This window comes from Litorisediminivivens sp. KMU-197 (assembly GCF_056858395.1).
On sequence record NZ_JBXEQG010000005.1, the window covers coordinates 232,551 to 255,902 of the forward strand.

Annotated in this window: 26 protein-coding genes; 12 read left to right on the forward strand and 14 right to left on the reverse strand. The window is 64.7% G+C overall.

Translation table 11 applies throughout. From position 1 onward, the window contains the following. Nucleotides 1-15: 15 nt before the first annotated feature. Nucleotides 16-1,326: a helix-turn-helix domain-containing protein gene (locus tag AC04PT_RS13400; protein ID WP_482874204.1), complete on the reverse strand. Its 1,311-nt coding sequence runs from the start codon at nt 1,324-1,326 to the stop codon at nt 16-18. A gap of 18 nt (nt 1,327-1,344) precedes the next feature. After that, entirely contained in the window at nt 1,345-1,551 is a 207-nt protein-coding gene (locus AC04PT_RS13405; RefSeq protein WP_482874205.1) for a hypothetical protein, read from the reverse strand. Here AC04PT_RS13405 and AC04PT_RS13410 point away from each other — a divergent pair. The 9 genes from AC04PT_RS13410 (at nt 1,550) to aat (ending at nt 10,250) form a co-directional block, all read left to right on the forward strand. Beyond that, entirely contained in the window at nt 1,550-2,896 is a 1,347-nt protein-coding gene (locus AC04PT_RS13410; protein ID WP_482874206.1) for a substrate-binding protein, read from the forward strand. The genes AC04PT_RS13405 and AC04PT_RS13410 overlap by 2 nt on opposite strands. A 104-nt stretch (nt 2,897-3,000) precedes the next feature. Beyond that, complete coding sequence (locus AC04PT_RS13415) at nt 3,001-4,032, forward strand: branched-chain amino acid ABC transporter permease (RefSeq protein WP_482874207.1); 1,032 nt, start codon at nt 3,001-3,003, stop codon at nt 4,030-4,032. A gap of 3 nt (nt 4,033-4,035) precedes the next feature. After that, nucleotides 4,036-5,271 (forward strand): branched-chain amino acid ABC transporter permease, encoded by a 1,236-nt coding sequence (locus AC04PT_RS13420; RefSeq protein ID WP_482874208.1) that lies wholly within the window; start codon nt 4,036-4,038, stop codon nt 5,269-5,271. 11 nt (nt 5,272-5,282) lie between these two features. Continuing rightward, nucleotides 5,283-6,041 carry an ABC transporter ATP-binding protein gene (locus AC04PT_RS13425; protein ID WP_482874209.1) on the forward strand — a complete coding sequence of 253 codons (759 nt, stop codon included), beginning with the start codon at nt 5,283-5,285 and terminating at the stop codon, nt 6,039-6,041. A gap of 80 nt (nt 6,042-6,121) precedes the next feature. Further along, the gene (locus AC04PT_RS13430; protein WP_482874210.1) at nt 6,122-6,877 is read left to right on the forward strand and encodes an ABC transporter ATP-binding protein; all 756 of its coding nucleotides are present in this window, start codon (nt 6,122-6,124) and stop codon (nt 6,875-6,877) included. Between the two features lie 191 nt (nt 6,878-7,068). Continuing rightward, nucleotides 7,069-7,557, forward strand: coding sequence for a hypothetical protein (locus tag AC04PT_RS13435; protein WP_482874211.1), 489 nt, complete (start codon nt 7,069-7,071; stop codon nt 7,555-7,557). Between the two features lie 192 nt (nt 7,558-7,749). Next, nucleotides 7,750-8,241 (forward strand): acetyl-CoA carboxylase biotin carboxyl carrier protein, encoded by a 492-nt coding sequence (gene accB, locus AC04PT_RS13440; protein WP_482874212.1) that lies wholly within the window; start codon nt 7,750-7,752, stop codon nt 8,239-8,241. Nucleotides 8,242-8,251: 10 nt separating this feature from the next. Then, nucleotides 8,252-9,598, forward strand: coding sequence for an acetyl-CoA carboxylase biotin carboxylase subunit (gene accC / locus AC04PT_RS13445; RefSeq protein ID WP_482874213.1), 1,347 nt, complete (start codon nt 8,252-8,254; stop codon nt 9,596-9,598). 4 nt (nt 9,599-9,602) lie between these two features. Beyond that, nucleotides 9,603-10,250, forward strand: a complete 648-nt coding sequence (aat, locus tag AC04PT_RS13450; protein ID WP_482874214.1) for a leucyl/phenylalanyl-tRNA--protein transferase — start codon at nt 9,603-9,605, stop codon at nt 10,248-10,250. Here the strand turns inward: aat and AC04PT_RS13455 are convergent. The 5 genes from AC04PT_RS13455 to AC04PT_RS13475 all read right to left on the reverse strand — a co-directional run bounded on the left by AC04PT_RS13455 (nt 10,214) and on the right by AC04PT_RS13475 (nt 13,966). Further along, the gene (locus AC04PT_RS13455) at nt 10,214-10,573 is read right to left on the reverse strand and encodes a DUF2155 domain-containing protein (RefSeq protein WP_482874215.1); all 360 of its coding nucleotides are present in this window, start codon (nt 10,571-10,573) and stop codon (nt 10,214-10,216) included. The two genes, aat and AC04PT_RS13455, sit on opposite strands and share 37 nt — an antisense overlap. Before the next feature lie 28 nt (nt 10,574-10,601). Then, nucleotides 10,602-10,985 carry an NADH:ubiquinone oxidoreductase subunit NDUFA12 gene (locus tag AC04PT_RS13460; RefSeq protein WP_482874216.1) on the reverse strand — a complete coding sequence of 128 codons (384 nt, stop codon included), beginning with the start codon at nt 10,983-10,985 and terminating at the stop codon, nt 10,602-10,604. A 149-nt stretch (nt 10,986-11,134) separates the two neighbouring features. Then, nucleotides 11,135-12,403: an ATP-dependent Clp protease ATP-binding subunit ClpX gene (gene clpX / locus AC04PT_RS13465; RefSeq protein WP_482874217.1), complete on the reverse strand. Its 1,269-nt coding sequence runs from the start codon at nt 12,401-12,403 to the stop codon at nt 11,135-11,137. Nucleotides 12,404-12,534: 131 nt separating this feature from the next. After that, entirely contained in the window at nt 12,535-13,164 is a 630-nt protein-coding gene (locus tag AC04PT_RS13470; protein ID WP_482874218.1) for an ATP-dependent Clp protease proteolytic subunit, read from the reverse strand. Nucleotides 13,165-13,378: 214 nt separating this feature from the next. Further along, nucleotides 13,379-13,966, reverse strand: coding sequence for a riboflavin synthase (locus AC04PT_RS13475; protein WP_482874219.1), 588 nt, complete (start codon nt 13,964-13,966; stop codon nt 13,379-13,381). Between the two features lie 77 nt (nt 13,967-14,043). On the opposite strand from AC04PT_RS13475, the gene AC04PT_RS13480 reads away from it, so the two are divergent. The 3 genes from AC04PT_RS13480 (at nt 14,044) to AC04PT_RS13490 (ending at nt 18,814) form a co-directional block, all read left to right on the forward strand. Continuing rightward, nucleotides 14,044-15,354, forward strand: coding sequence for a capsule biosynthesis protein (locus tag AC04PT_RS13480; RefSeq protein WP_482874220.1), 1,311 nt, complete (start codon nt 14,044-14,046; stop codon nt 15,352-15,354). Between the two features lie 308 nt (nt 15,355-15,662). After that, complete coding sequence (locus AC04PT_RS13485; RefSeq protein ID WP_482874258.1) at nt 15,663-16,775, forward strand: polysaccharide biosynthesis/export family protein; 1,113 nt, start codon at nt 15,663-15,665, stop codon at nt 16,773-16,775. 5 nt (nt 16,776-16,780) lie between these two features. Further along, nucleotides 16,781-18,814, forward strand: a complete 2,034-nt coding sequence (locus AC04PT_RS13490) for a capsular polysaccharide biosynthesis protein (protein WP_482874221.1) — start codon at nt 16,781-16,783, stop codon at nt 18,812-18,814. 52 nt (nt 18,815-18,866) lie between these two features. Here AC04PT_RS13490 and ribD read toward each other — a convergent pair whose 3' ends face one another. The 7 genes from ribD to AC04PT_RS13525 all read right to left on the reverse strand — a co-directional run bounded on the left by ribD (nt 18,867) and on the right by AC04PT_RS13525 (nt 23,321). Continuing rightward, nucleotides 18,867-19,964, reverse strand: a complete 1,098-nt coding sequence (gene ribD, locus AC04PT_RS13495; protein WP_482874222.1) for a bifunctional diaminohydroxyphosphoribosylaminopyrimidine deaminase/5-amino-6-(5-phosphoribosylamino)uracil reductase RibD — start codon at nt 19,962-19,964, stop codon at nt 18,867-18,869. 15 nt (nt 19,965-19,979) lie between these two features. Further along, on the reverse strand, nt 19,980-20,447 hold the full coding sequence (nrdR, locus tag AC04PT_RS13500) for a transcriptional regulator NrdR (protein WP_482874223.1): 468 nt from the start codon (nt 20,445-20,447) through the stop codon (nt 19,980-19,982). A 156-nt stretch (nt 20,448-20,603) separates the two neighbouring features. Then, nucleotides 20,604-21,374 carry a DUF1353 domain-containing protein gene (locus AC04PT_RS13505; protein WP_482874224.1) on the reverse strand — a complete coding sequence of 257 codons (771 nt, stop codon included), beginning with the start codon at nt 21,372-21,374 and terminating at the stop codon, nt 20,604-20,606. Nucleotides 21,375-21,439: 65 nt separating this feature from the next. Beyond that, entirely contained in the window at nt 21,440-21,859 is a 420-nt protein-coding gene (locus AC04PT_RS13510) for a secondary thiamine-phosphate synthase enzyme YjbQ (RefSeq protein ID WP_482874225.1), read from the reverse strand. A 9-nt stretch (nt 21,860-21,868) separates the two neighbouring features. Further along, nucleotides 21,869-22,399: an SRPBCC family protein gene (locus AC04PT_RS13515; protein ID WP_482874226.1), complete on the reverse strand. Its 531-nt coding sequence runs from the start codon at nt 22,397-22,399 to the stop codon at nt 21,869-21,871. Between the two features lie 194 nt (nt 22,400-22,593). Next, nucleotides 22,594-22,842 (reverse strand): hypothetical protein, encoded by a 249-nt coding sequence (locus AC04PT_RS13520; RefSeq protein WP_482874227.1) that lies wholly within the window; start codon nt 22,840-22,842, stop codon nt 22,594-22,596. 188 nt (nt 22,843-23,030) lie between these two features. Further along, entirely contained in the window at nt 23,031-23,321 is a 291-nt protein-coding gene (locus AC04PT_RS13525) for an HlyU family transcriptional regulator (RefSeq protein ID WP_482874228.1), read from the reverse strand. Between the last annotated feature and the right edge of the window lie 31 nt (nt 23,322-23,352).

The following is a 23,352-nucleotide window of genomic DNA, read 5'->3' on the forward strand; positions in this document are numbered from 1 at the left end:
GATGCGGGGCTACCCTCACAACCCTTCGCTCAGCACCGAGGGTTCGCGCCGCGCGCTGCACCCTTCGCGGGCGCAGATGCGGCAGGTGACGCCGACCGGGATCGGGCCGTGCGCGGTGTCGTCGGCCGCCCCAGGTGCCGGACGGAACAGCATCGCCGCCTCGATCCGCGCCACGTCGCCGAAGCGCATGCCGCCGGTGAGTTCGGCGATCGAGAAGGTCTCGAAGCGGCGAGGCTCGCGGGTGGATTGTTCGACCAGACGATAGACCGGCTGCGCCGGGCGGGTCAGCGCGGTGAACAGTGGCCAGAGCGCGCAGGCCGCACCAAAGCGCGGCAGCGGAAATTCATCCAGCGGCTTGCGATAGAGCAGCGTGCCCGAGGCGTCGCAGATCACCAGCCCCAGCGGCCCCAGCCCGGCCCCGGCGGGCAGCGTGGCCAGCCGGTGCAGCGCGCTGCCCAGCGGCGCGTCGAAGGCCCGCGCCAGCCCGGCGGGATCGAAACCATAGGCCTGGACGTATTCCATCAGCGGCCGCGCGGGGATGCGCCCGGCATCGCGGGCATAACGGTTCAGGTAACGCAGCACCGTGTTGCGCGAGGCGGCCATGGTCAGCGCGGCGGCGCGCTCGACGATTTCCTCGGCGCTGGCGGTGCCCTCTTCCAGTGCCGCGAAGTGATAGGCGTTTTCCTCGAGAAAGGCTTCCACCTCTTCCTGCGGCGAGGTCAGGTTGGCCTGCGCGTCTGCGCTGTCGAGATAGCGCACCAGCGCGGTGGAGCTTTCCGCCAGCCGACGGGCGTCTTCGTTGATGTTGCGGTGGAAGCGGTCCTGCCACTCGGGCTCGATCTCGCCGGTCTCGGCCAGGATGCCGGCGGTCGAGCGGATCGAGGTCACGGTCGACAGCATGTCGTGCAAGGATGCCGCCAGGTGCGGGTCGTGGGTCAGCCGGTCCGTCAGGGTTTCGACGGTACGCTCCAACGCATCGATGCGCCGCCGGTTCTCGGCCAAGAGCGCCGCCCAGCCGGGGAAACGGCCTGCGAACTCGTCGATCCGGTCCAGCTCGGGCTTGCGTTCGGGGCGGGCGGCGGCCGCCGCTTCGCGCAGGGACGAGATCAGCGCCTCTTCCGCCCCGGCGACCAGCGCCGAGGGTTCGACCCTGAGGATGCGCGCGATCGCCAAGAGCAGCTTTCCGCCGATTCTGCGGCGGTTGTGCTCGATCAGGTTGAGGTAGGATGCCGAGATTCCCGCCGCTTTGGCGAGTTCCGCCTGCTTCATCCCCAGGGCAGTGCGGCGTTCGCGGATGCGCGATCCTGTCAGCGTGTCACGCGCCATGGGCTTTATCCGGCAATTTCAATGTCCTTCTGCATTGCAGAATAATTTATTTACAGTTTCCGCTTCTGCATAGTCCATTTCTTTACAAAAAAAACCTTGTTCCGAAAGCCCTTGTTGCGAAATTTTCGCTTCCGCCGCGATACTGCCTTTGCACGAATTGTGCCAAGTGCCGTCGGGAAGGAGGAGCCCGACAGGCGCGTAAACAACAAACGGGAGGATTCTCATGTCCAAATCGAACTTCACGCGCCGTGGGGTGCTCAGGACCGGCGCGGCGACCGCCGGCGGTCTGGCGCTGCCGACCATCCTGACCGCGGCCAGCCATTCCGGCTATACCAACGCGCCGACCGGCGACACCGTGACGCTGGGCTTCAACGTGCCGCAGACCGGGCCTTATGCCGACGAAGGCGCCGACGAGCTTCTGGCGCAGCAGCTGGCGGTCGAGCACCTGAACGGCGAAGGCGACGGCGGCTGCATGAACACCTTCTCGTCCAAGGCGCTGAAGGGCAACGGCATCCTCGGCAAGAAGGTCGCATACGTCACCGGCGACACTCAAACCAAGTCCGACGCCGCCCGCGCCTCTGCCAAGTCGATGATCGAGAAGGATGGTGCGATCATGATTAACGGCGGCTCGTCCTCGGGCGTGGCCGTGGCCGTTCAGGGCCTCTGCCAGGAGGCGGGCGTGATCTTCATGGCCGGGCTCACCCATGCCAACGACACCACTGGCAAGGACAAGAAGGCCAACGGCTTCCGCCACTTCTTCAACGCCTACATGTCGGGTGCCGCGCTGGCGCCGGTGCTGGCCAAGGAATACGGCAAGGAACGCCGCGCCTATCACCTGACCGCCGACTACAACTGGGGCTGGACGCAGCAGGAATCCATCGTCGCCTCGACCGAGGCAATGGGCTGGGAAACCGTCAACACGGTGCTGACGCCGCTGGCCTCGACCGACTTCTCCTCCTACATCGCGCCGGTCCTGAACTCGGGCGCCGACGTGCTGGTGCTGAACCACTACGGCGGCAACATGGTGAACTCGCTCACCAACGCCATCCAGTTCGGCCTGCTCGACAAGGTCGTCAACAACAACGACTTCAAGATCGTCGTGCCGCTTTACTCCGAGCTGATGGCCGCAGGTGCGGGCGAGAACATCAAGGGCGTTCTGGGCTCGATGAACTGGAACTGGCAGCTGACGGATGAGGGCACCAAGGCCTTCGTGAAGTCCTTCGGCGAGAAATACGGCAAGCCGCCGTCGAACTCGGCCCAGACCTGCTATGCGCAGGTGCTGCTCTATGCCGATGCCTGCGAACGCGCCGGCACCTTCAACCCCTGCGGTGTCGTCGAGGCGCTGGAAGGCTTCGAATTCGACGGTCTGGGCAACGGCCCGACGCTCTACCGCGCGGAGGACCACCAGTGCTTCAAGGACGTGCTTGTCGTGCGCGGCGCGATGAACCCGTCGAACGCCTACGACACGCTGGAAATCGTCGAGAAGACCCCGGTCGAGCAGGTCACCTACGAGCCGGATCATCCGATGTTCGCCGGCGGCCAGCTGGGATCGTGCAACCCGGGCGCGTAAGCGGTCAGACATCCCGTAGGATGGGCAATTCTTGCCCATCCTCCCCCTACCGCCCGGACAGCGCTGTCCGGGCGTGTCACCACTGATCCCCAAGGGGTGGACCAATGGACGCAATCATTCTTCAAGTTCTCAACGGGCTGGACAAGGGCTCGGCCTATGCGCTGATCGCGCTGGGGCTGACGCTGATCTTCGGCACGCTTGGCGTGGTCAACTTCGCCCACGGCGCGCTGTTCATGATCGGCGCCTTCTGCGCCGTCACGCTGCAACGCATCCTGTCGCTGAGCTACGAGACCATCGACGAGACCCAGACCGACTTTCTCGGCAATCCGCTGACGGTCAAGGTGCCCTATGTCGAGAAGTGGTTCGGGCCCGAGACCGGCGCCGCCATCATCGACTGGTCGGTGCCGCTGGCCATCGTCTTTGCCATCCCGATCATGATCGCCATCGGCTTCATCATGGAGCGCGGGCTGATCAAGCACTTCTACAAGCGTCCCCACGCCGACCAGATCCTCGTGACCTTCGGCCTGGCCATCGTGCTGCAGGAGATCATCAAGTATTTCTACGGCGCCAACCCGATCCCCACCGGCGCGCCCGACGCCTTTCGCGGGTCGTTCGATTTCGGCGTACTGCTGGGCTTCGACCCCAACGCCATCATCTACCCCTACTGGCGGCTGGTCTATTTCGCCTTCTCGGCGCTGATCATCGGCGGGGTGTTTGCCTTCCTGCAGTTCACCACCTTCGGAATGGTGGTCCGCGCCGGCATGGCCGACCGCGAGACGGTGGGCCTTCTGGGCATCAACATCGACCGCCGCTTCACCATCATGTTCGGCGTCGCCGCCGCCGTCGCCGGCCTTGCCGGGGTGATGTACGCGCCGATCAATTCGCCAAACTATCACATGGGGATGGATTTCCTCGTCCTCAGCTTCGTGGTGGTCGTCGTCGGCGGAATGGGATCGCTGCCGGGCGCGGTGCTGGCGGGCTTCCTGCTCGGCATCCTCGAAAGCTTCGCCTCGATGAACGAGGTCAAGAACATCCTGCCCGGCATCGACCAGATCATCATCTATCTGGTGGCCATCCTTATTCTGCTCACACGACCCCGTGGCCTGATGGGCCGCAAGGGCGTGATGGAGGACTGACCCATGTTCGGACTGGACAAGAAAGACACTCGCCTGTTGCTGATCGTGGTCGTGCTGACCATGTTCGCGCCCTTCATCCTGAACCCCTTCCCGGCCAATTCGGCGCTGGCGCAGTTCAACGCGGGCTATCCCGATCTGATGCAGCGTTTCGTGATCTTCGGCATCTTCGCCATCGGCTTCAACATCCTGTTCGGCCTGACCGGCTACCTCAGCTTCGGCCACGCGGCCTTTCTGGGCGTGGGCAGCTATGCCGCCGTCTGGGTGTTCAAGCTGGTCGGCATGAACGTGCTGCCGGCGATCGCGCTGTCGGTGGCTGTGGCCGGCCTCTTCGCCATGCTGATCGGCTATATCTCGCTTCGCAGGTCGGGCATCTACTTTTCGATCCTGACGCTGGCCTTCGCGCAGATGATGTTCGCCATCGCCTATTCCGACCTGATCGGCCGGTTCTTCGGCACCCCGATCACCAATGGCGAAACCGGTCTGCAACTGACGCTGGACGATCCGCGCCTGCTGGGCGTCACCGCCACGCCGGACGGGTCGATCCCGCTGACCAACCTGCTGCCGGGGGTGGACATGCGTGCCGCAACCGACCTCGTGGTCGGACCGTGGAGCTTCACTTTCAACGTCGGCTACTACTTCTGCGCGGTGGTGATGCTGCTGGCCTTCTATCTGGCGATCCGCATTTTCCGTTCGCCCTTCGGGATGATGCTGCGCGCGGTCAAGTCGAACCAGCAGCGGATGAACTACACCGGGCTGAACACCCGTCCCTACACCCTGGCGGCCTTCGTGATCTCGGGTATGTACGCCGGTCTCGCGGGGGGGCTGATGGCCTCGATGGACCCGCTGGCGGGGGCCGAGCGGATGCAATGGACCGCCTCGGGCGAGGTGGTGCTGATGACCATCCTCGGCGGGGCCGGCACACTGATCGGGCCGGTGCTGGGCGCAGGCTTCATCAAGTACTTCGAGAACATCTTCTCAAAGATCAACGACAACATTCTGCACAACTGGTTCGCCTTCATGCCCGACGGGCTGGAAAACGCCATCGTCGCGCTGCTGCACCCCTTCATCGGCAAGGGCTGGCACCTGACGCTGGGCATCATGTTCATGCTGGTGGTGATCTTCCTGCCCGGGGGTCTGGTCGAGGGCGGCCAGCGCGTCGGACGCCTGTTCCGCCGCCGTGACATCAAATCCGCCGACGCCGAGCGCCACGCCGCCGAGCAACGCAAAGCCGCCGAATAGGAGCGAATGACATGGGTATCCTTGAAGTCAAAGACGTCGGCAAACGCTTCGGCGGTCTGCAGGCCCTCGGCGACGTTAACCTGAGCGTGCAGGAGAATTCCTGCCACGCCATCATCGGCCCCAATGGCGCGGGCAAGTCCACCCTGCTGAACTGCCTGATCGGCAAGCTGATCCCCGACACCGGGTCGGTGCTGTTCGACGGCCAGTCGGTGCTGGGGCGCACGCCCTACGAAATCTGCCAGATGGGCATTTCCCGCGTGTTCCAGACGCCCGAGATCTTCGGCGATCTTTCAGTCCTCGAGAACATGATGATCCCGATTTTCGCCAAGCGTGACGGGGCCTTCCAGCTTAACGCCATCTCCAACGTCTTCGCGCAGAGGGACGTTCTGCAACAGGCCGAGGCGATGCTGGAAGAGATGAACATGGCGGACAAACGCCACATGCACGCGGCGTCGATGTCACGCGGTGACAAGCGTCGTCTCGAAATCGGCATGTGCCTGTCGCAGCAACCCCGCCTTCTGCTCCTCGACGAGCCGACGGCAGGCATGGCGCGTGCCGATACCAACAACACCATCGACCTTCTGCGCGAGATCAAGGAGCAGCGCGATATCACCATCGCCATCATCGAGCACGACATGCACGTGGTGTTTTCGCTCGCCGACAGGATCACCGTGCTGGCGCAGGGCACGCCGCTGGTCGAGGACACGCCGGAACGGATCAAGGGGCATCCCAAGGTTCGCGAAGCCTATCTGGGCGAAAGTGCCGCCTGACACCACTTGTGTCCCGGACGTCGATACCGGGGCTTCCACCGCCATGAGGTCCCGGGCCAGACCCGGGACGGGAGAGCGAAATGAACGTCAAACCCGACTTCTCGAAGAACGCCAACCGGGCCGAAACCGCGCCCGCCTTCCTCTCGGTCTGGGACATGCACGCCTATTACGGCGAAAGCTATATCGTGCAGGGGATCTCCTTCAACGTCCACGAGGGCGAGATCCTCGCGCTTCTGGGCCGCAACGGCGCGGGCAAGACCTCGACCCTGCGCTCGATCGCGCGAATCGGGTCACCGCTGGTGACGCAGGGCGAAATCTGGCTCGATCACCAGCCGCTGCACATGATGGCCAGCCACGAGGCCTCTGCGGCTGGCCTTGGACTTGTGCCCGAAGACCGCCGCATCATCCCCGGCCTCACCGTCGAGGAAAACCTGCAGCTGGCGCAGATCGCGCCGCCGATCGGCTGGTCGCTTGACCGGCTCTATGACCTGTTCCCGCGCCTGGGCGAGCGCCGCAAGCAGGAGGGCGTGACGCTCTCGGGTGGCGAACAGCAGATGCTGGCGATTGCCCGCGCGCTGGCGCGTGACATCAAGGTGCTGCTGCTGGACGAGCCCTACGAGGGCCTCGCTCCCGTGATCGTGGACGAGATCGAGAAGACCCTGATGCACATCAAGACGCAGGGCATGACCACGATCCTGGTTGAGCAGAACGCGGTGCGCGCGCTGGAACTGGCGGACCGGGCGGTGATCCTGGACACCGGCGGCATCGTGTTTGACGGCACCGCGTCGGAAGTGCTGGAGAACGAAGAACTGCGCGCCGAGTACCTCGCGATCTGACCCGATCGCGTGCACACCCGCGTGCCGGACAGCCCCGGCCGCGGGTTTCTTGTGCCGATTGCCGGCAATTGTACGCACTTTGCGCACGCTGAGGACTTGGGCATTAACGCCGCATTAATCCGTCTTCACCATTCTTTAGACCGCATTGATGACCGAGATGTAGACGAACGACCAATCCGGAGCTGAGGATCATGTTCACAGCCGTACCGCCGCTCATGGCACCACAAACCACCGGCCACCCGGCCGGTCTGCCGCAGGACGTGGCACGGCAAAACCCCGAGAATCGCATCAACGCCCCGAAAGAGGGCGCTGCCACCGCGCAGTCGCAGAGCGATACGCCCTCCGGCCAGCAATCACCTTTTCCGAAGGGCGCAGACGGCAAGGCCACGGCGCCGCCGACGATCCTGCAGATCCGCATCAACTCGATGTTGGAGGAGCAGCAGAAGGAGCGGGCCGAAGAGCAGGCCGAACTGGACCAGCAGAGCGCGGCAGAGGTGTCCGGCGCCAGAGCGCCCGAAGACGAAGTCGCCGCGACCGTGGCTGTTGCGGACGACCCCACGGTCCCCGCGCAAGAGGACCGGGAGCCCGCGGTTGGCAAGCCGATGACGCCTGCCATTGCCTACGGCCCGCCGTCAGACGACACCGCGTTCCAGGGCCAGGAGGTCAGCCTCACGGCGTGACCGGGCCATTCACAGACCCGCCGGGCGCTCTGACGCCCGTTTCGCGGCCCTTTGCGGTTTCCGGGCGTCCGGTAGCCTCCGCAATTGCGGGCATGACCGCTTTTCACCGCGTTCCCCCTGCCCTATAAGCGTGTGCTATACGCGATGGCGTGAGGCCGCTTCGCGCACCGCTATAGAACGGGTGAAAAGAACATGAGCAAAACCAAGCACGAAGCCGACGTCGCCTTCATCGAGGCCCTCGCCAAGCTTTTGCACGACAACGACCTGACCGAACTGCAGGTCAAGCGCGACTATGCCCCTGATGACAGCCTGAACGTTCGTGTCAGCCGCGCCACGGCGCCGGCGGCGCCGATCCAGATGACCCACGCCGCGCCAGCCCCCGCGCCGGCAGCCGCCCCCGCCGCCCCGGCACCGGCCGCGGCCGCACCGAGCGACGACCCCGCCGATCATCCCGGCGCCGTGGCCTCGCCCATGGTGGGCACCGTCTACATGCAGGGCGAACCGGGCGCACCGAGCTTCATCAGCGTCGGCGACAGCGTGGCCGAGGGCGATACCCTGCTCATCGTTGAGGCGATGAAGACCATGAACCACATCCCCGCCCCCCGCGCCGGCAAGATCACCCGCATCCTCGTGGGCGACGGCGACCCGGTGGAATTCGGCACCCCGCTCGTGATCCTCGAATAAGGGGCGCGCCATGTTCGATAAAATCCTGATTGCCAACCGCGGCGAGATTGCGCTGCGCGTGATCCGCGCCTGCCGCGAAATGGGCATTGCCAGCGTCGCGGTGCACTCGACCGCCGACAGCGATGCCATGCATGTGCGCATGGCCGACGAATCCATCTGCATCGGCCCGCCGCCGTCGCCGAAAAGCTATCTGTCGATCCCGTCGATCATCGCCGCTTGCGAAGTCACCGGGGCGCAGGCGATTCACCCCGGCTATGGCTTCCTGTCGGAAAATGCCAACTTCGTGCAGGTGATCGAGGACCACGGGCTGACCTTCATCGGCCCGACTGCAGAACACATCCGCATCATGGGCGACAAGATCACTGCCAAGGAGACGATGATCAAGCTTGGCGTGCCTTGCGTCCCCGGATCTGAGGGTGGCGTGCCCGACCTTGCCACCGCAAAGAAGCTGGGCGAGGAGATGGGCTATCCAGTGATCATCAAGGCCACCGCCGGCGGTGGTGGCAAGGGCATGAAGGTGGCCAATTCCTCAGCCGAGATGGAGCGCGCCTTCATGACAGCCCGTGCCGAGGGCAAGTCGAACTTCGGCAATGACGAAGTCTATATCGAGAAATACCTGCAAAAACCGCGGCATATCGAAATCCAGGTCTTCGGCGACGGCAAGGGACAGGCGGTGCATCTGGCCGAGCGCGACTGCTCGCTCCAGCGGCGTCACCAGAAGGTCTTCGAAGAGGCCCCCGGCCCTTCGATCAGCCCCGAGGAACGTGCCCGCATCGGCAAGACCTGCGCCGACGCCATGGCCAACATCAACTACATCGGCGCCGGCACCATCGAATTCCTTTATGAGGACGGCGAGTTTTATTTCATTGAAATGAACACCCGACTTCAGGTCGAACACCCGGTGACCGAAGGCATCTTCGGCGTCGACCTCGTGCGGGAACAGATTCGCGTTGCTGAAGGCCTGCCGATGTCCTTCACCCAAGACGACCTGGAGATCAACGGCCACGCCATCGAGGTCCGGATCAACGCCGAGAAGCTGCCCAATTTCTCGCCCTGCCCCGGCAAGATCACCCAGTATCATGCCCCCGGCGGGCTGGGCGTGCGGATGGATTCGGCGCTTTATGACGGCTATTCGATCCCACCCTATTACGACAGCCTGATCGGCAAGCTGATCGTGCACGGACGCGACCGGAACGAGGCGCTGGCGCGGCTCAACCGGGCGCTGGGTGAGTTGATCGTCGACGGCGTGGACACCACGATCCCGCTGTTCCGCGACCTCCTGCAGGAAGACGACATCCAGACCGGCACCTACAACATTCACTGGCTGGAAAAGTGGCTGGCGCGCACCTTCGGGTAAGCCCGTGAAGGACCCGGGTGCGCCACTCGACCCGGAACTGGTCATGCGGGCCTATGGCTCGGGCATCTTTCCGATGGCAGAACATCGGGACGACCCGGAGGTGTTCTGGGTCGAGCCACGGCGCCGGGGCATCATCCCGCTGGACCGGTTTCACATCTCGCGTTCGCTGGCGCGCAGCCTGCGGCGGGTGCCGCACCAGATGCGGATCAACACCGCCTTTACCCAAGTGATGGGCGCCTGCGCCGACCGGCCGGATACCTGGATCAACCCTTTGATTACCGACGTGTTTCACCGGCTGCATGAGCTGGGGCATGCGCATTCTCTGGAAATCTGGGATGGCGAGACGCTGATTGGCGGGGTCTACGGGCTTGCACTCGGCGGCGCGTTCTGCGGCGAATCCATGTTCTCGCGCCGGACCGATGCGTCGAAAATGGCGTTGGCCTACATGGTGGACAGGCTGAACCTCGGCGGCTTCACACTGTTCGACACGCAGTTCATCACCGATCACCTGGCCTCACTCGGCGCGATCGAGATCCCGCGAGCGGCCTATCGCAGGCAATTGCGGGCGGCGCTGGCCCTGCCGGCCTCTTTCACCGCGCCGGAACTGGCGGATGCTCACTCGGTCCTGCAGCGGATGACCCAGACGTCATAGCGCGAATGGTCCAACGCGTTCAGCGCGGGCGACGAGGCGATCATCCAGCCGGAAAACAGCGGGCGGTCATCCCCCTTTTCCCAGATGTTGAGAAACGCAAAGGCGTCGCTTGCCGGGTTGCCTTCGGGATAGCGGCATTCGGTCATGTCGATGCGCAGGGTGCCAAGCTGGACCTCGCCGCCGTTGGCCATGTCAAAGTCGACCACCGCGCCCGAGACCTTGTCGAGCCCGCGCAATACCGCGCCCTGCCCGACCGAGGCAGCCTCCTGCGCCATGGCAGGTACGGTGGTACAAAGCAGGCAGGCGAAAGCCGCGAGTTTCATGGCAAATCCGTTGGTGACGTCCAAAGGGTTATTCCGGCGACCAGGCCTCGTAGTCCTTGCGCTCGGCCGGTTCGGCGCGGCGCAAAGAGCCCGCAGGCGCATAGGCCAGGGGCGTGCCGGTCAGATTCTCCTGATGCGGCTTTTCCCAGGCCTTGTGCACCAGGGCGCGTTCGGTCGGCGGTTCCTTGAAGGTGTGATGCAGCCAGCCGTGCCAGTCGGCGTTCACCCGGCTGGCCTCGACATCGCCGTTGAACATGACCCAGCGGCGCTTGCCGTCGGCGGTCTGGTAATAGACGTTGCCCTGGTCATCCTCGCCCACCTTGACGCCCTTGCGGCTGGTGTAAAGCTGGGTGTTCAACGTCGATCCGTTCCACCACGTCACGGCGCGCAAGAGCGAGTTCAGGATACCCATGGAAGCCTCCGAATTGTTCTGCTCACGTATGGCTCAAGCCGGGTGAAAGGTCCAGTGGTCTGCGGCTGTCTCCCACGCTGTCCCGGACCTGATCCGGGACCTCATGGCCAGCGCGCCGCCGTAGGCCGGGCTTCAGCCCGGCCCTTGGCTCACCCCGCGGTGGCCGAGGCCTTTTCGGGGCTGTCCGAATAGATCATCAGCGGTGCGGCAGCCGAGGTCGCAGCCTCTTCGTTGACGACCACCTCGTCGACGTTCTCCATCCCCGGCAGTTCGAACATCGTGTCGAGCAGGATGTCCTCGAGGATCGAGCGCAGGCCCCGCGCGCCGGTCTTGCGCTCGATGGCGCGTTTGGCGATGGCGGTCAGGGCTTCTTCAGTGAAGGTCAGCTTGGTATCTTCCAGCTCGAACAGGCGCTGGTACTGCTTGACCAGAGCATTCTTTGGCAGGGTCAGAATGGTGACCAGCGCGTCCTCGTCGAGGTCTTCCAGCGTTGCCAGCACCGGCAGACGACCGACGAATTCCGGGATCAGCCCGAACTTCAGCAGGTCTTCCGGCTCGAGGTCCTTGAACACCTCGCCGACGCCACGGTCATCGTTGTCGCGCACATCAGCACCGAAGCCCATGGCGCTGCCCTTGCCGCGCTGCGCGATGATCTTGTCCAGACCGGCGAAGGCTCCGCCGCAGATGAACAGGATGTTGGTGGTGTCCACCTGCAGGAACTCCTGCTGCGGATGCTTGCGCCCGCCCTGCGGCGGCACGGAGGCCACGGTGCCCTCCATCAGCTTCAGCAGCGCCTGCTGCACGCCCTCGCCCGAAACGTCGCGGGTGATCGACGGGTTTTCCGACTTGCGGGTGATCTTGTCGACCTCGTCGATGTAGACGATGCCGCGCTGCGCGCGCTCGACGTTGTATTCCGAGCTTTGCAGCAGCTTGAGGATGATGTTCTCGACGTCCTCGCCGACATAGCCGGCTTCGGTCAGGGTGGTGGCGTCCGCCATGGTGAAGGGCACATCGAGGATGCGCGCCAGCGTCTGCGCCAGCAGCGTCTTGCCACAGCCGGTGGGGCCGATCAGCAGGATGTTCGATTTCTGCAGCTCGATGTCGCCGGACTTCGCGGCATGATTGAGCCGCTTGTAGTGGTTGTGCACCGCGACCGAAAGGACGCGCTTCGCCACCGCCTGGCCAATCACGTAATCGTCCAGCACCTGGCAGATCTCTTTCGGCGTGGGCACCCCGTCAGATGACTTCAGGCCCGCCGATTTGGTTTCCTCGCGGATGATATCCATGCAGAGCTCGACACATTCATCGCAGATGAACACGGTCGGGCCGGCAATGAGCTTGCGGACCTCGTGCTGGCTTTTGCCGCAGAAGCTGCAGTAAAGGGTGTTCTTGCTGTCACCGCCGGTTGTCGTCGCCATTTCTCACCTCTTACAGCCTTCGCTCTGCTCTTCGCCGTGCCGCTTGGGCGACACCCGGGCCTGCTGCCCAGCTTAGGGCAGCCGTCAGGGAGCGACAATTGCAAAATCGCCCCCCGGCATCGGCCCGCCGTCTATGCCTCGTCAGCGCCCTGCTTGCCGCGGTTTTCCACGATCTCGTCGATCAGACCCCATTCTTTGGCGTCCCCCGGTGACATGAAGTTATCCCGCTCAAGCGCCTGTTCCACCTTTTTCAGGGTCTGGCCGGTGTGCTTGACGTAGATCTCGTTCAGCCGCCGCTTCAGTTTCAGGGTCTCTTCGGCGTGGATCATGATATCCGTCGCCTGGCCCTGGTAGCCGCCCGAGGGTTGGTGCACCATGATGCGCGAGTTGGGCAGCGAGAAGCGCATGCCCTTTTCACCCGCGGTCAACAGCAGCGAGCCCATCGAGGCCGCCTGCCCGATCACCAGGGTCGAGACCTTGGGCCGGATGTATTGCATGGTATCATAGATCGACAGGCCGGATGTCACCACCCCACCCGGCGAATTGATGTACATCGAGATGTCCTTCGACGGGTTCTCGGCCTCGAGGTGCAGAAGCTGCGCCACCACCAGCTGCGACATGCCATCGTGCACCGGACCCGAGACGAAGATGATCCGCTCTTTCAGCAGGCGCGAGAAGATGTCGTAGGCCCGTTCGCCACGGCTGGTCTGTTCGACCACCATCGGAACAAGATTCATATAGGTTTCGATCGGATCTTTCATTCTCGCCCTGCCTCTTTGCACATCGGGGCCTTTTTACCCCGCCGGAATTACCAGAGTCTTAGTCATGGGTTTGGGGGCCTGCAAGGGGCGGCGGTCACGACGCGCCCCGGCCCGCCCCGCTGCCGACGACCCGCAGTGCCCGGAACGGCCCGCTCACAAGGTTAACAAATTGATAATATTGGCGTTTGTTTCGCGCGCGAAACATTTCGTCGGGTCATCCCCATTCGCGCAATCGTGCGACGTAGCGCGCCAGGGTGTCGATCTCGAGGTTGACCCGCTCGCCGGCCTGCGCCCGCCCCCAGGTGGTGACCTCCTTGGTGTGCGGGATGATGTTGACGCCGAAGTCGCAGCCCTCGACCTCGTTCACAGTCAGCGACGTGCCGTTCAGCGTGACCGACCCCTTGGGCGCAATGTATTTCGCCAGCGCCTCGGGTGCGCGAAAGGTGAAGCGCGTGCTGTCGCCCTCATCCTGCATTGACACGATCTCGGCCACCCCGTCGACGTGACCAGAGACGATGTGGCCGCCGAGTTCATCACCGACCTTGAGTGCGCGCTCGAGGTTCACGCCACGGCCCTCGGCCCATGTGCCGAGGTTGGTTTTCGACAGGGACTCGGCCGAAATATCGACGTCGAACCATTCCGGGCCCTTGGCCACCACCGTCAGGCAGACGCCGTCACAGGCGATGGAGGCGCCAATCTCGATGCTGCCGGTGTCATAGCTTGTCTCGAGCCGCGCGCGCAGGTCGCCACGATGCTCGAGCTTAGCGATCCGGCCAATATCGGTGACAATTCCGGTGAACATGCTTTTCCCTCGCCGCTGCCGCCCTTTTCAGCCATATTTTCGTCGGAAACATGGGGTAATCAGGGTATTCAGACCATATGAGGGAAATCCGCCTGATGGGCAACGCCGCCGGAGAGAAAAGGAGCTTTCTGTTCCTGCAGGGACCGCATGGCCCCTTCTTCAACCGGCTGGGCAAAATGCTGCGGATGACCGGGGCAGAAGTCTGGCGCGTCGGCTTCAACGCCGGCGACCGGGCCTTCTGGTTCGACCCGCAGAGCTATATCCCCTATACCGGCACCCCCGAGGCGTGGCCCGAGGCCTTCACCCGCCTGACAGAGGACAAACAGGTCACCGACATCGTGCTTTATGGTGACACCCGCGCGGTCCATGCCCAGGCGGTCGGGATCGCCCGCGAAAGGGGCCTGACGGTGCATGTCTTCGAGGAAGGCTACATGCGCCCCTATTGGGTCACCTACGAACGCGACGGATCGAACGGGCACTCGCGGCTGATGGAGATGAGCGTGGACCAGATGCAGCAGGCGCTGCAACTGTCGGACATGGAGGCCCCGCTGCCCCCCGGGCATTGGGGCGACACGCGGCAGCACGTGTTCTATGGCGCGCTCTATCATTGGTTCATCATGTTCCGAAACGGCGACTACCGGCATTTCCGGGCCCATCGCGAATTGCCGGTGACGATGGAATTCCTGCTATATCTCAAACGGTTGACGATGATGCCGTTGCACGCGCTGGACCGGGCCGCGGCGACCTTCGGCATCCGGCATGGTGGCTATCCCTATCACCTCTGCCTGCTGCAGCTTGAGCACGATGCCTCGTTCCTCGAACATTCGCCCTTCAAACGGATGGCCGAGTTTCTTGAGCTGGTGGTTGAGGGTTTCGCGCAGGGCGCACCGGGGCACCATCACCTTGTGTTCAAGGCGCACCCGCTGGAGAACGGCCGCACGAACATCCGCCGCGAGCTGAAGCGGCTGGCACGGAAATACGGCGTCACGGACCGGGTGCATTACGTGCGCGGCGGCAAGCTGGCACCGCTTCTGAACGACGCGCGCACGGCGGTGACGGTGAATTCCACCGCCGGTCAGCAGGTGCTGTGGCGGGGCATTCCGCTGAGGGTCTTCGGCCGGGCGGTCTATGCCAAGCCCGAATTCGTCTCGATGCAGCCGCTGAAAGAGTTCTTCGAGGCCCCGCAGCGCCCCGACAACCGCGCCTACAAGGATTATCGCCGCTACCTGCTGGAAACCTCGCAGGTCGCCGGCGGCTTCTATTCCGCAAAGGGCCGGCGGCAGTTGATGCGGCTGGTGGTCGACATGATGCTGTCGCCGGACGATCCCTATGACGGGTTCGCGTCGGGCACGGCGGCGCCCCGGCAGCAGCTGCGGGTGGTAACCTGAGATCCTGTGTATCTGCGTCCCGGTGCAGGACCTGGACGGCATTGCACTGAACCGCCGCCGTTTCAGCTTGCCCGCACCCGCAAGCCCTTCCTCGCCCCAGCACCACAATCCCCGCCATCTGTGCCCAAAGCGCCACGCCCGGCGGCGCTCTGCCAGACGGCCTTGGACGCTATGGATTTTTCATACGGATTCCCGTAAATTACCGGAAAAAGCTGAGGCAGCAAAAACAACAAGGTCGAGGAGACCGAGCAGTGACGAACCCTCCCCGCAGATGGGCCCGTTCCGTGGCCCTGCTTCTTGCCGTATCCATGGTGGCCGCGTGTGGCCTGCCGCGGTCGGGCCCGAACAAGGCCGAGATTTTCGCCGGGTCGGTGCAACGGCAAGGCGATGCCTTCGTTGTCTCGGTCAATGACCGGGTGACCCGCGCCACCGGCGTCGTGCCGGCGCTGGGCTTTTCCCAGAACTTCATCAATGCCGGCGTCGTCGGTTCGGACGTAATCCGCCCCGGCGACACGCTTGGCATCACCGTCTGGGAAAACGTCGACGACGGGCTGCTGGCCTCTGAAACCTCGTCCTCGACGATCCTCGAAGAGGTGCAGGTGGACGGGTCCGGCTTCATCTTCGTACCTTATGCGGGCCGCATTCGCGCCGCCGGAAACACCACCGAGGCGGTGCGCCGCATCATCACCCGCAAGCTGGAAGAGCAGACCCCCGACCCGCAGGTCGAGATCCGGCGCGAGGCGGGCGACGGTTCCACCGTGTCGATCATCGGGTCGGTCGGCGGCCAGGGTGTGTATGCCATCGAACGCCCCACCCGCACCCTGTCGTCGATGCTGGCGCGGGCCGGCGGCGTGACGGTCGAGCCCGAAATCGCACAGATCACCGTGACCCGCGGCAGCCACACTGGCGAGATCTGGTTCCAGGACCTCTATGAAAACCCGTCGATGGACATCGCGCTGCGTGGCGGCGACAAGATCCTCGTCGAAGAAGACAGCCGCGCCTTCGTGGCTCTTGGCGCCACCGGCGCGCAGGCCCGCGTGCCGTTCGAATCCCAGACCATCTCGGCCGTCGAGGCCATTGCGCAGGTCGGCGGGCTTCTGTCGACCTCGGCCGATCCGACCGGCGTCTTCGTGTTTCGCAACGAACCTGAAGAGATCGCCGAGATCGTGCTGGGCCGCGACGACCTGACCGGCGCGCAGCGCATGGTCTATGTGCTCGACCTGACCGAGCCCAACGGGCTGTTCATGGCCCGCGACTTCGTGATCCGCGACGGCGACCTGCTCTATGTGACCGAGGCGCCGCTGACCCAGTGGAACAAGACCATCGCCGCCGTCACCGGATCGCTGGGCGCACTGACCACGGTGACCGGGACCGCCGACACCCTTGCCACGCTGGGTGGCGGGACCGGCCTGGGCGGCTGAGCCGCGTGGATGACAGTCAGGACGCCGGGGACCATGCGCCCCGGCGTCTTTACGTCTACAATGGCGGTTTCCTGACCCAGCGGCGGGTGCGACGTATCCTCGAACTGTCGGGCTATCGGGTGCGGCTCGGCCTGCCCGGCACGGACGATCTGGTCGGTGTCTGGGGTCAAAGCCCCACCGCGCACCGGGGCGAGAAGATGGCCGAGCGGCAGGGCGCCGGGCTGGTGCGGATCGAGGACGCGTTTCTGCGTTCGCTGCATCCGGGGCGGGCGAAAGGCGAGCCACCGCTCGGCTTGATGATCGACCACGGCGGGGTGCATTTCGATGCCGACCGGGTCTCGGACCTCGAGCGGATGCTGGGCTCGGCACCGCTGGACGACGCCGGCCTGCTGACCCGCGCCTCGGACGCGATCGCGCGCATCCGGGCGGCGCATCTGACCAAGTATTCCGGGTTTGACGCCAAGGCCCCTGCCCCCGCCCCCGGCTATGTGCTGGTGATCGACCAGACACGGGGCGATGCCTCGGTCACGGCCTCGCGCGGAACCCGGGCGCTGTTTCAGGAGATGCTGGTCTTCGCGCAGGAAGAACATCCGGGCTGCCGCGTGGTGATCAAGACGCACCCCGAGACGGCGCAAGGCCTGCGTCCCGGATACTACGGTCCCGAGGACGCCTCTGACCGGGTCGAGCTGCTGACCGGTCCGGTGTCGCCATGGCGGTTGTTCGAGGGCGCGGTGGGCGTCTACACGGTGTCGTCTCAGATGGGCTTTGAAGCCATTTTCGCAGGCCACAAGCCACGCCTTTTCGGCCAGCCATTCTATGCCGGCTGGGGGCTGACGGCGGATGAGACCCCGGTGCCCCGGCGCGAACGCAAGCTGACGCGCAACCAGCTTTTCGCAGCCGCCATGGTGCTTTATCCGAAGTGGTACGATCCCTTCACGGACCGGCTGTGCGGGATCGAAGCGGCGCTGGACGCCTTCGAGGCGCAGACGCGCGCATGGCGCGACGATCATCGCGGCTGGGTGGCGTCAGGCATGCGGCTGTGGAAACGCAGACCACTGCAGAAGGTCTTCGGACGCGAGCGGGCCTTGATCTTCGAGGATGATATCGGCAGGGCCCGGTCGCGGGCCGGGGCCGAGGGGCGCAGGCGCATGGTCTGGGCCGGCAAGGCGGGCGATCTGGACCGGTCGACCGTGCGCGTGGAAGATGGTTTCCTGCGCTCGCGCGGGCTGGGGGCGGATCTCGTATCGCCGCTGTCGCTGGTGGCGGACGATCTGGGCATTTACTACGACCCGCGCCATGAAAGCCGGCTGGAGCGGCTGCTGAATGCCAGCCCGGACCTCAGGCCGGATCAGCTGCAGCGCGCCTACCGGCTGCGTCGGGCAATCCTGAAGGCGCGGCTGAGCAAGTATAACCTTGCAGGCGACATGCCGGACCTGCCGGACCTGCCGGAAGGACACAGGATACTCGTTCCGGGACAGGTTGAGGACGATGCCTCGATCCTGACGGGCTGCACCGAGGTGCGGACAAATCGCGCGCTTCTGCTGGCAGCGCGGCAGGCCAATCCGGAGGCGGTGATCCTCTACAAGCCGCATCCGGATGTCGAGGCCGGGTTGCGGCAGGGGACAGTGCCGGACGCAGGTGAGATTGCCGACAGGGTGCTTGAACGCGCCGATCCGGTGGCGCTGCTGGACCATGTGCAGGAGGTCTGGACCATGACCTCTCTGCTGGGGTTCGAGGCGCTGCTGCGCGGGGTTCAGGTGACAACCCTGGGCGTCCCCTTCTATGCCGGCTGGGGGCGGACGCGGGACCGGGGCGAGGTGCCGCCGCGGCGCAAGGCGCAGGTCACGCTGGACGCAATGGTGCATGCGGCGCTGATTGCCTATCCGCGATATTTCGATCCACTGACCGGTCTGCCGTGTCCGCCCGAGGTGGTGGTGCGGAGACTGGCGGACGGCACGCTGCCCGGCCCGGGCGCGGGCAACCGTCTTCTGGCGAAACTGCAGGGGCTGTTCGCCAGCCAGGCCCATCTCTGGCGGTAGGGAACCGGGCAGTCACTGAACGGTGGCCGATCCGTCGTCGGATCAGCCCGCCTCAGGACGTGCGGCGCCAGATGTGAAGGATGTCGGGGCCGACGGCGCGGACTTCGGCCAGTTTCAGACGGGGGGCCTCTGCCAGACGCTCAAGGCCCAGCGCCCCGGTGGCCGGCTGGCCCTCGGCGCCAAGCACGAGGCCGGCGGTGAAACAGATCAGTTCGTCGACCAGCCCGGCGGTGAGCAGAGAGGCCGCCAGCTGGCCGCCACCTTCGCAGAACACCCGGGTCAGGCCGGCTTCGGCCAAGCCACGCAACACAGATCGCATGTCGAGCTGCCGACCTGCCAGCGTGCATGGGATCAGTCGGGCACCCAGCCCTTCCCAGGCGGCGCACAGGTCGAGGTCGGCATCCGGGCCATGGCAGAGCCAGACCGGCACCTCCCCCGCCGTCCGCGCCAGCGCCCCGGTGAGCGGCAGGTCAAGGCGACGCGAGATCACCACCCGCACCGGCTGACGGGTCATGCCCATGCCCCGCACCGTGAGCGACGGGTCGTCTGCCCGCGCGGTTCCGCCGCCGACCATCACCGCGTCATGGCGGGCGCGTTGCGCGTGAACCTCGCGCCGTGCGGGGGCGGCGGTGATCCATTGGCTTTCGCCGGTCGCGGTGGCGATGCGCCCATCAAGCGAATTGGCCAGTTTCAGGGTCACGAAGGGGCGATGCGCACCCTGCCGCAGGAAAAAACCGGCGTGATCGCGAGCGGCCTCGTCCGCCAGCACTCCGGTCGTCACGTCGATCCCGGCCCTTCTCAGCATGTCGAAACCGCGGCCCGAGACACGGGGGTCCGTATCCTGCAAGGGAGACACCACCCGAGCAATCCCTGCGGCGATCAGCGCCTCGGCGCAGGGCGGGGTCTGGCCGTGGTGGGCACAGGGTTCGAGCGTGACGTAGGCGGTCGCGCCGCGGGCGGCGGCGCCGGCCTGTGCCAGCGCTTCGGTCTCGGCGTGGGGGCGGCCGCCGGGTTGCGTCCAGCCGCGTCCGACGATGCCGCCCTCAGCCACGATGACGCAGCCGACGGCCGGATTGGGCCAGCAATGACCCTGCCCGCGGCGGCCGAGCCGCAGGGCATGCGCCATGTGGCGGGTGTCTGGATCGGACATTCCCGAGGCCGCGGCCTAGCTTTCGGTCGGCGTGTGCGGGCGCAACTCGCTGACGAACTTGTCGAAATCGTCGGCCGCCTGGAAGTTCTTGTAGACGCTGGCAAAGCGCACGTAGGCCACGGTGTCGATCCGGGCCAGGCTTTCCATCACGATCTCGCCAATCTGTTTGGAGTTGATGTCGGTCTCGCCCATGCTTTCCAGCCGCCGCACGATGCCCGAGATCATCTGGTCCATCCGCTCCGGCTCGACCGGGCGTTTCTGAAGCGCGATGCGGATCGAACGTTCCAGCTTGTCGCGGTCGAAATCCTCGCGCCGGCCGTTCGACTTGATGACCACCAGATCACGCAATTGCACCCGTTCATAGGTGGTGAACCGGCCGCCGCAGGCCGGGCAAAAGCGGCGCCGCCGGATCGAAACATGATCCTCTGCAGGGCGTGAATCCTTGACCTGTGTGTCGATATTTCCGCAAAACGGGCAGCGCATCGGCCGTTCCCCTTGTTCTCTGTTCCGCCTCAATCATGGGTCTTTTTGCCCAGTGTACACAAAGTATAGAAGCACCGCCTTCATTTGGGTAGAGGATAAATCGCGCACCGATATTGTGTGGCCGATGGGTCGGACAGCCGCAATCGGGGTGCGCCCTCAGGCCCGGTCCGCAAACAGCGCGTCCCAATCCGGCTCGGTCTGCACGCCCTTCTGCACCGCCTCTTCCCGCCGGGTCATCCAGGCCTCGATCTCGCCCGGCGTGGGGTCCACCTGCTCCATCCAGCGCAGGCACCATTCGAGCTCTTGCACCAACACCTCTTCAGGCACGTGGGCGAGCGAGCGATCGGGATCGTTCCAGCGCGGTCCGCCAAGGAAAACGGCGGCATACATCACCTTGGCCTTGCGGGGAGGTGTGCCGTTGACCAGAAGGGCCTCGTAGAACATGCGGTGCACGGCGTGCCACGGGCGGGTGTGATAGGTCGACAGGTCCTCGTTGCCGATGCCGCAATAAGCATCGTGCAGCGCGGCGGCCAGCAGGTATTCCCGGCTCTGCCGGTCGCCCATCATCGCCGAGAAGATCGCCGGGATCGAGGCGCCGTCCGTCAGGGTCTGCGGCGGCGCCACCCATGTGTCGCCATGCGCATCGATGAAGGTGATCTCATGCCGCGTGGGAAACAGCGCCTGCGAGCGGTCGGGAACGAAGACCGGGGCGCCGGACACCTCAAGCGGGGCGCCGATGAAGCGACAGGCGGCCTTGTTCCCCGTCGCGCCGAGGCAGCTTGTGCCATCGCGGGCCGGATCGGTGGCATAGAGCCAAACGGCACCGCCCACCGCCACCAACCCCGCCGCAAGCACGATCAGCAACATCGACTGGTTGGCGTTATAAGGCTTGTCCGGCATCGAGGCGCCCTGTTGTTGGCATGTCATCGCTCAGAGGGTAGCAAAACCCGTGCCGCTGCCAAGTGGGGGAAACCCGCCCTGCCCGGCCGGGGTCAGGACAGGTGCGCCGCCACCTGACGGCTGTGCGCGTCGGCACGGTGTTCGACCACATAGACCCCCTGCCAGGTGCCCAGCCGAAGCCTGCCGTTGACGACCGGGATCGACAGCGACACCGGCATCAAGGCCGCCTTGATATGCGCCGGCATGTCATCGGCGCCCTCGGCGGTGTGTTCGAGGAACGCCATCGAGGGGTCGTCGGCCGGCGGCACCAACCGGTTGAAAAAGGCCATCAGGTCGGTTTGCACCTCGGGCGCAGCGTTTTCCTGGATCAGCAGGCTGGCCGAGGTGTGGCGGATCAGCAGCGTCAGCAGCCCGGTCCAGAGACCGCCCTTGCTGTCGACCCAGCCTTCCAATTCGCGGGTGAATTCGTATAGCCCGGGGCCGTTGGTTTCGATGGTGAATGTGGTTTGCACAGGGCGGCCTCAGCTTTCGACGAGGGTCTTCAGGTTGTTGAGCCCCTTTTCGTAATCCGCGCCGACCCACTTGTCCATCATCAGCCCCATCCAGCGCGCGATCGGGTTCATTCCGGCATCGGTGACAAGGCCCCAGACGACCTCGGTTCCGTCAACGTCGCCGGTCAGCAGGAACTCAGCCTGCGCCGTGCCCATGCCATCAAAGTTCAGCACGGTAACCACGCGGCGGTTCTGTTCGGAAATGATGATCTCCTGCGTGCCGTTGCCCACCTGCGGGTCATCCGATTGCCATTCCAGCCGGTTGCCGACGCCGGCTTCGGGACCGGAATAGCTGAGCCGGACATCGGGGTCGCGCTCAAGCCATGGGGACCATGCCTCGGTGGCCTGCATGGAATTCAGATGCGGAAAGACCTCTTCCACCGGTGCGTCGATGACCACCGCCCGCCTTACCGAGACCTCCTGCGGAAGAAGATAGGCCGCGGCGACAAACACGACGACAGCCAGCAACAGGCCGATGACCAGGCGCTTGAGAATACGCATCGGAGTCTCCACTTCGCGGGGATGCTAGCACCGAATGCAAAGGCGGTCAGTCCGATTTCGCTTGGGCGCGGCCCGCGCTACTGCCGGGCGACGAAATAGCGATTTCGACAGCCCTGCCAGCAAGCGAAAGGCCGCCCCGAAGGACGGCCTCTCTACTCACAAACGATCGTGAACTCTCTAAAAAACCGGTCCGATCAATGCGTGACGCAAACCACAGTCGGCAGGTCGGACGTGTCGTGGAAGATCACCGGGGTGCCCGCATCGGTGACAACCGGTTGGCCGGCAAGGTTACGAAGGGTCTGTTCGCAGCTGGCCAGTTCGTCGGCGTCAACCTCGATCTCGATCACGGCAGGGGCAGAGGTGTCCCAGCTCGCATCCGTTGCGGCGAACACACCTGCAGCGGTGACGCTTGCGGCGATGGCAACGGGGATCAGGCGGATCATGGCAGTCTCCTTTTTGTATTCAAAAGGGTAACGCCAGATGAGTTAATCGGTTCCTAACGACGGCAATATTTCGTCGTCAATTGCAGATATCTGCCCGGCTATTTGCGTCCGTGCACCATATCTGCCCCCCGTAGCGACGGGGGGTGCGGGTCGATGCGAGTATGGGTTGCGACCAGTTTAAGGCCAACTCAGCGGAACAGCGCTTCGCCCTGCTCGTCGATCACCTGCCGCGCCTTCAGTAGCGACATCTTCTCGGCCTCGGCCATGTCGTTGATGACATCGGCTCGGATCAGGTCATGGCTGCGCAGTTCGCCGCCGATTTCCTTTTCGATACGGGCTCCGATTCGATAGCCACCGGACTGCTTGACCGGCGCGGCATGGATCAGGAAGCCCTTGTAATCCTCGGGCTCACTGGCCGAGGCCCCGGTATCGGCCCCCTCGTTGCGGCCGCCGCCGAAGAGTTTCTTGAAAAACGACATGACATGCGTCTCCTGCTTTGGCTTGGCCTGT

Excerpts from the sequence above, each read along its gene's own strand:
- AC04PT_RS13400 (WP_482874204.1), bottom strand. The coding sequence starts at position 1,326 with ATGGCGCGTGACACGCTGACAGGATCGCGCATCCGCGAACGCCGCACT.
- AC04PT_RS13410 (WP_482874206.1), top strand. The coding sequence starts at position 1,550 with ATGTCCAAATCGAACTTCACGCGCCGTGGGGTGCTCAGGACCGGCGCG.
- AC04PT_RS13405 (WP_482874205.1), bottom strand. The coding sequence starts at position 1,551 with ATGAGAATCCTCCCGTTTGTTGTTTACGCGCCTGTCGGGCTCCTCCTT.
- AC04PT_RS13415 (WP_482874207.1), top strand. The coding sequence starts at position 3,001 with ATGGACGCAATCATTCTTCAAGTTCTCAACGGGCTGGACAAGGGCTCG.
- AC04PT_RS13420 (WP_482874208.1), top strand. The coding sequence starts at position 4,036 with ATGTTCGGACTGGACAAGAAAGACACTCGCCTGTTGCTGATCGTGGTC.
- AC04PT_RS13425 (WP_482874209.1), top strand. The coding sequence starts at position 5,283 with ATGGGTATCCTTGAAGTCAAAGACGTCGGCAAACGCTTCGGCGGTCTG.
- AC04PT_RS13430 (WP_482874210.1), top strand. The coding sequence starts at position 6,122 with ATGAACGTCAAACCCGACTTCTCGAAGAACGCCAACCGGGCCGAAACC.
- AC04PT_RS13435 (WP_482874211.1), top strand. The coding sequence starts at position 7,069 with ATGTTCACAGCCGTACCGCCGCTCATGGCACCACAAACCACCGGCCAC.
- accB (WP_482874212.1), top strand. The coding sequence starts at position 7,750 with ATGAGCAAAACCAAGCACGAAGCCGACGTCGCCTTCATCGAGGCCCTC.
- accC (WP_482874213.1), top strand. The coding sequence starts at position 8,252 with ATGTTCGATAAAATCCTGATTGCCAACCGCGGCGAGATTGCGCTGCGC.
- AC04PT_RS13455 (WP_482874215.1), bottom strand. The coding sequence starts at position 10,573 with ATGAAACTCGCGGCTTTCGCCTGCCTGCTTTGTACCACCGTACCTGCC.
- AC04PT_RS13460 (WP_482874216.1), bottom strand. The coding sequence starts at position 10,985 with ATGGGTATCCTGAACTCGCTCTTGCGCGCCGTGACGTGGTGGAACGGA.
- clpX (WP_482874217.1), bottom strand. The coding sequence starts at position 12,403 with ATGGCGACGACAACCGGCGGTGACAGCAAGAACACCCTTTACTGCAGC.
- AC04PT_RS13470 (WP_482874218.1), bottom strand. The coding sequence starts at position 13,164 with ATGAAAGATCCGATCGAAACCTATATGAATCTTGTTCCGATGGTGGTC.
- AC04PT_RS13475 (WP_482874219.1), bottom strand. The coding sequence starts at position 13,966 with ATGTTCACCGGAATTGTCACCGATATTGGCCGGATCGCTAAGCTCGAG.
- AC04PT_RS13480 (WP_482874220.1), top strand. The coding sequence starts at position 14,044 with ATGAGGGAAATCCGCCTGATGGGCAACGCCGCCGGAGAGAAAAGGAGC.
- AC04PT_RS13485 (WP_482874258.1), top strand. The coding sequence starts at position 15,663 with ATGGTGGCCGCGTGTGGCCTGCCGCGGTCGGGCCCGAACAAGGCCGAG.
- ribD (WP_482874222.1), bottom strand. The coding sequence starts at position 19,964 with ATGTCCGATCCAGACACCCGCCACATGGCGCATGCCCTGCGGCTCGGC.
- nrdR (WP_482874223.1), bottom strand. The coding sequence starts at position 20,447 with ATGCGCTGCCCGTTTTGCGGAAATATCGACACACAGGTCAAGGATTCA.
- AC04PT_RS13505 (WP_482874224.1), bottom strand. The coding sequence starts at position 21,374 with ATGACATGCCAACAACAGGGCGCCTCGATGCCGGACAAGCCTTATAAC.
- AC04PT_RS13515 (WP_482874226.1), bottom strand. The coding sequence starts at position 22,399 with ATGCGTATTCTCAAGCGCCTGGTCATCGGCCTGTTGCTGGCTGTCGTC.
- AC04PT_RS13520 (WP_482874227.1), bottom strand. The coding sequence starts at position 22,842 with ATGATCCGCCTGATCCCCGTTGCCATCGCCGCAAGCGTCACCGCTGCA.
- AC04PT_RS13525 (WP_482874228.1), bottom strand. The coding sequence starts at position 23,321 with ATGTCGTTTTTCAAGAAACTCTTCGGCGGCGGCCGCAACGAGGGGGCC.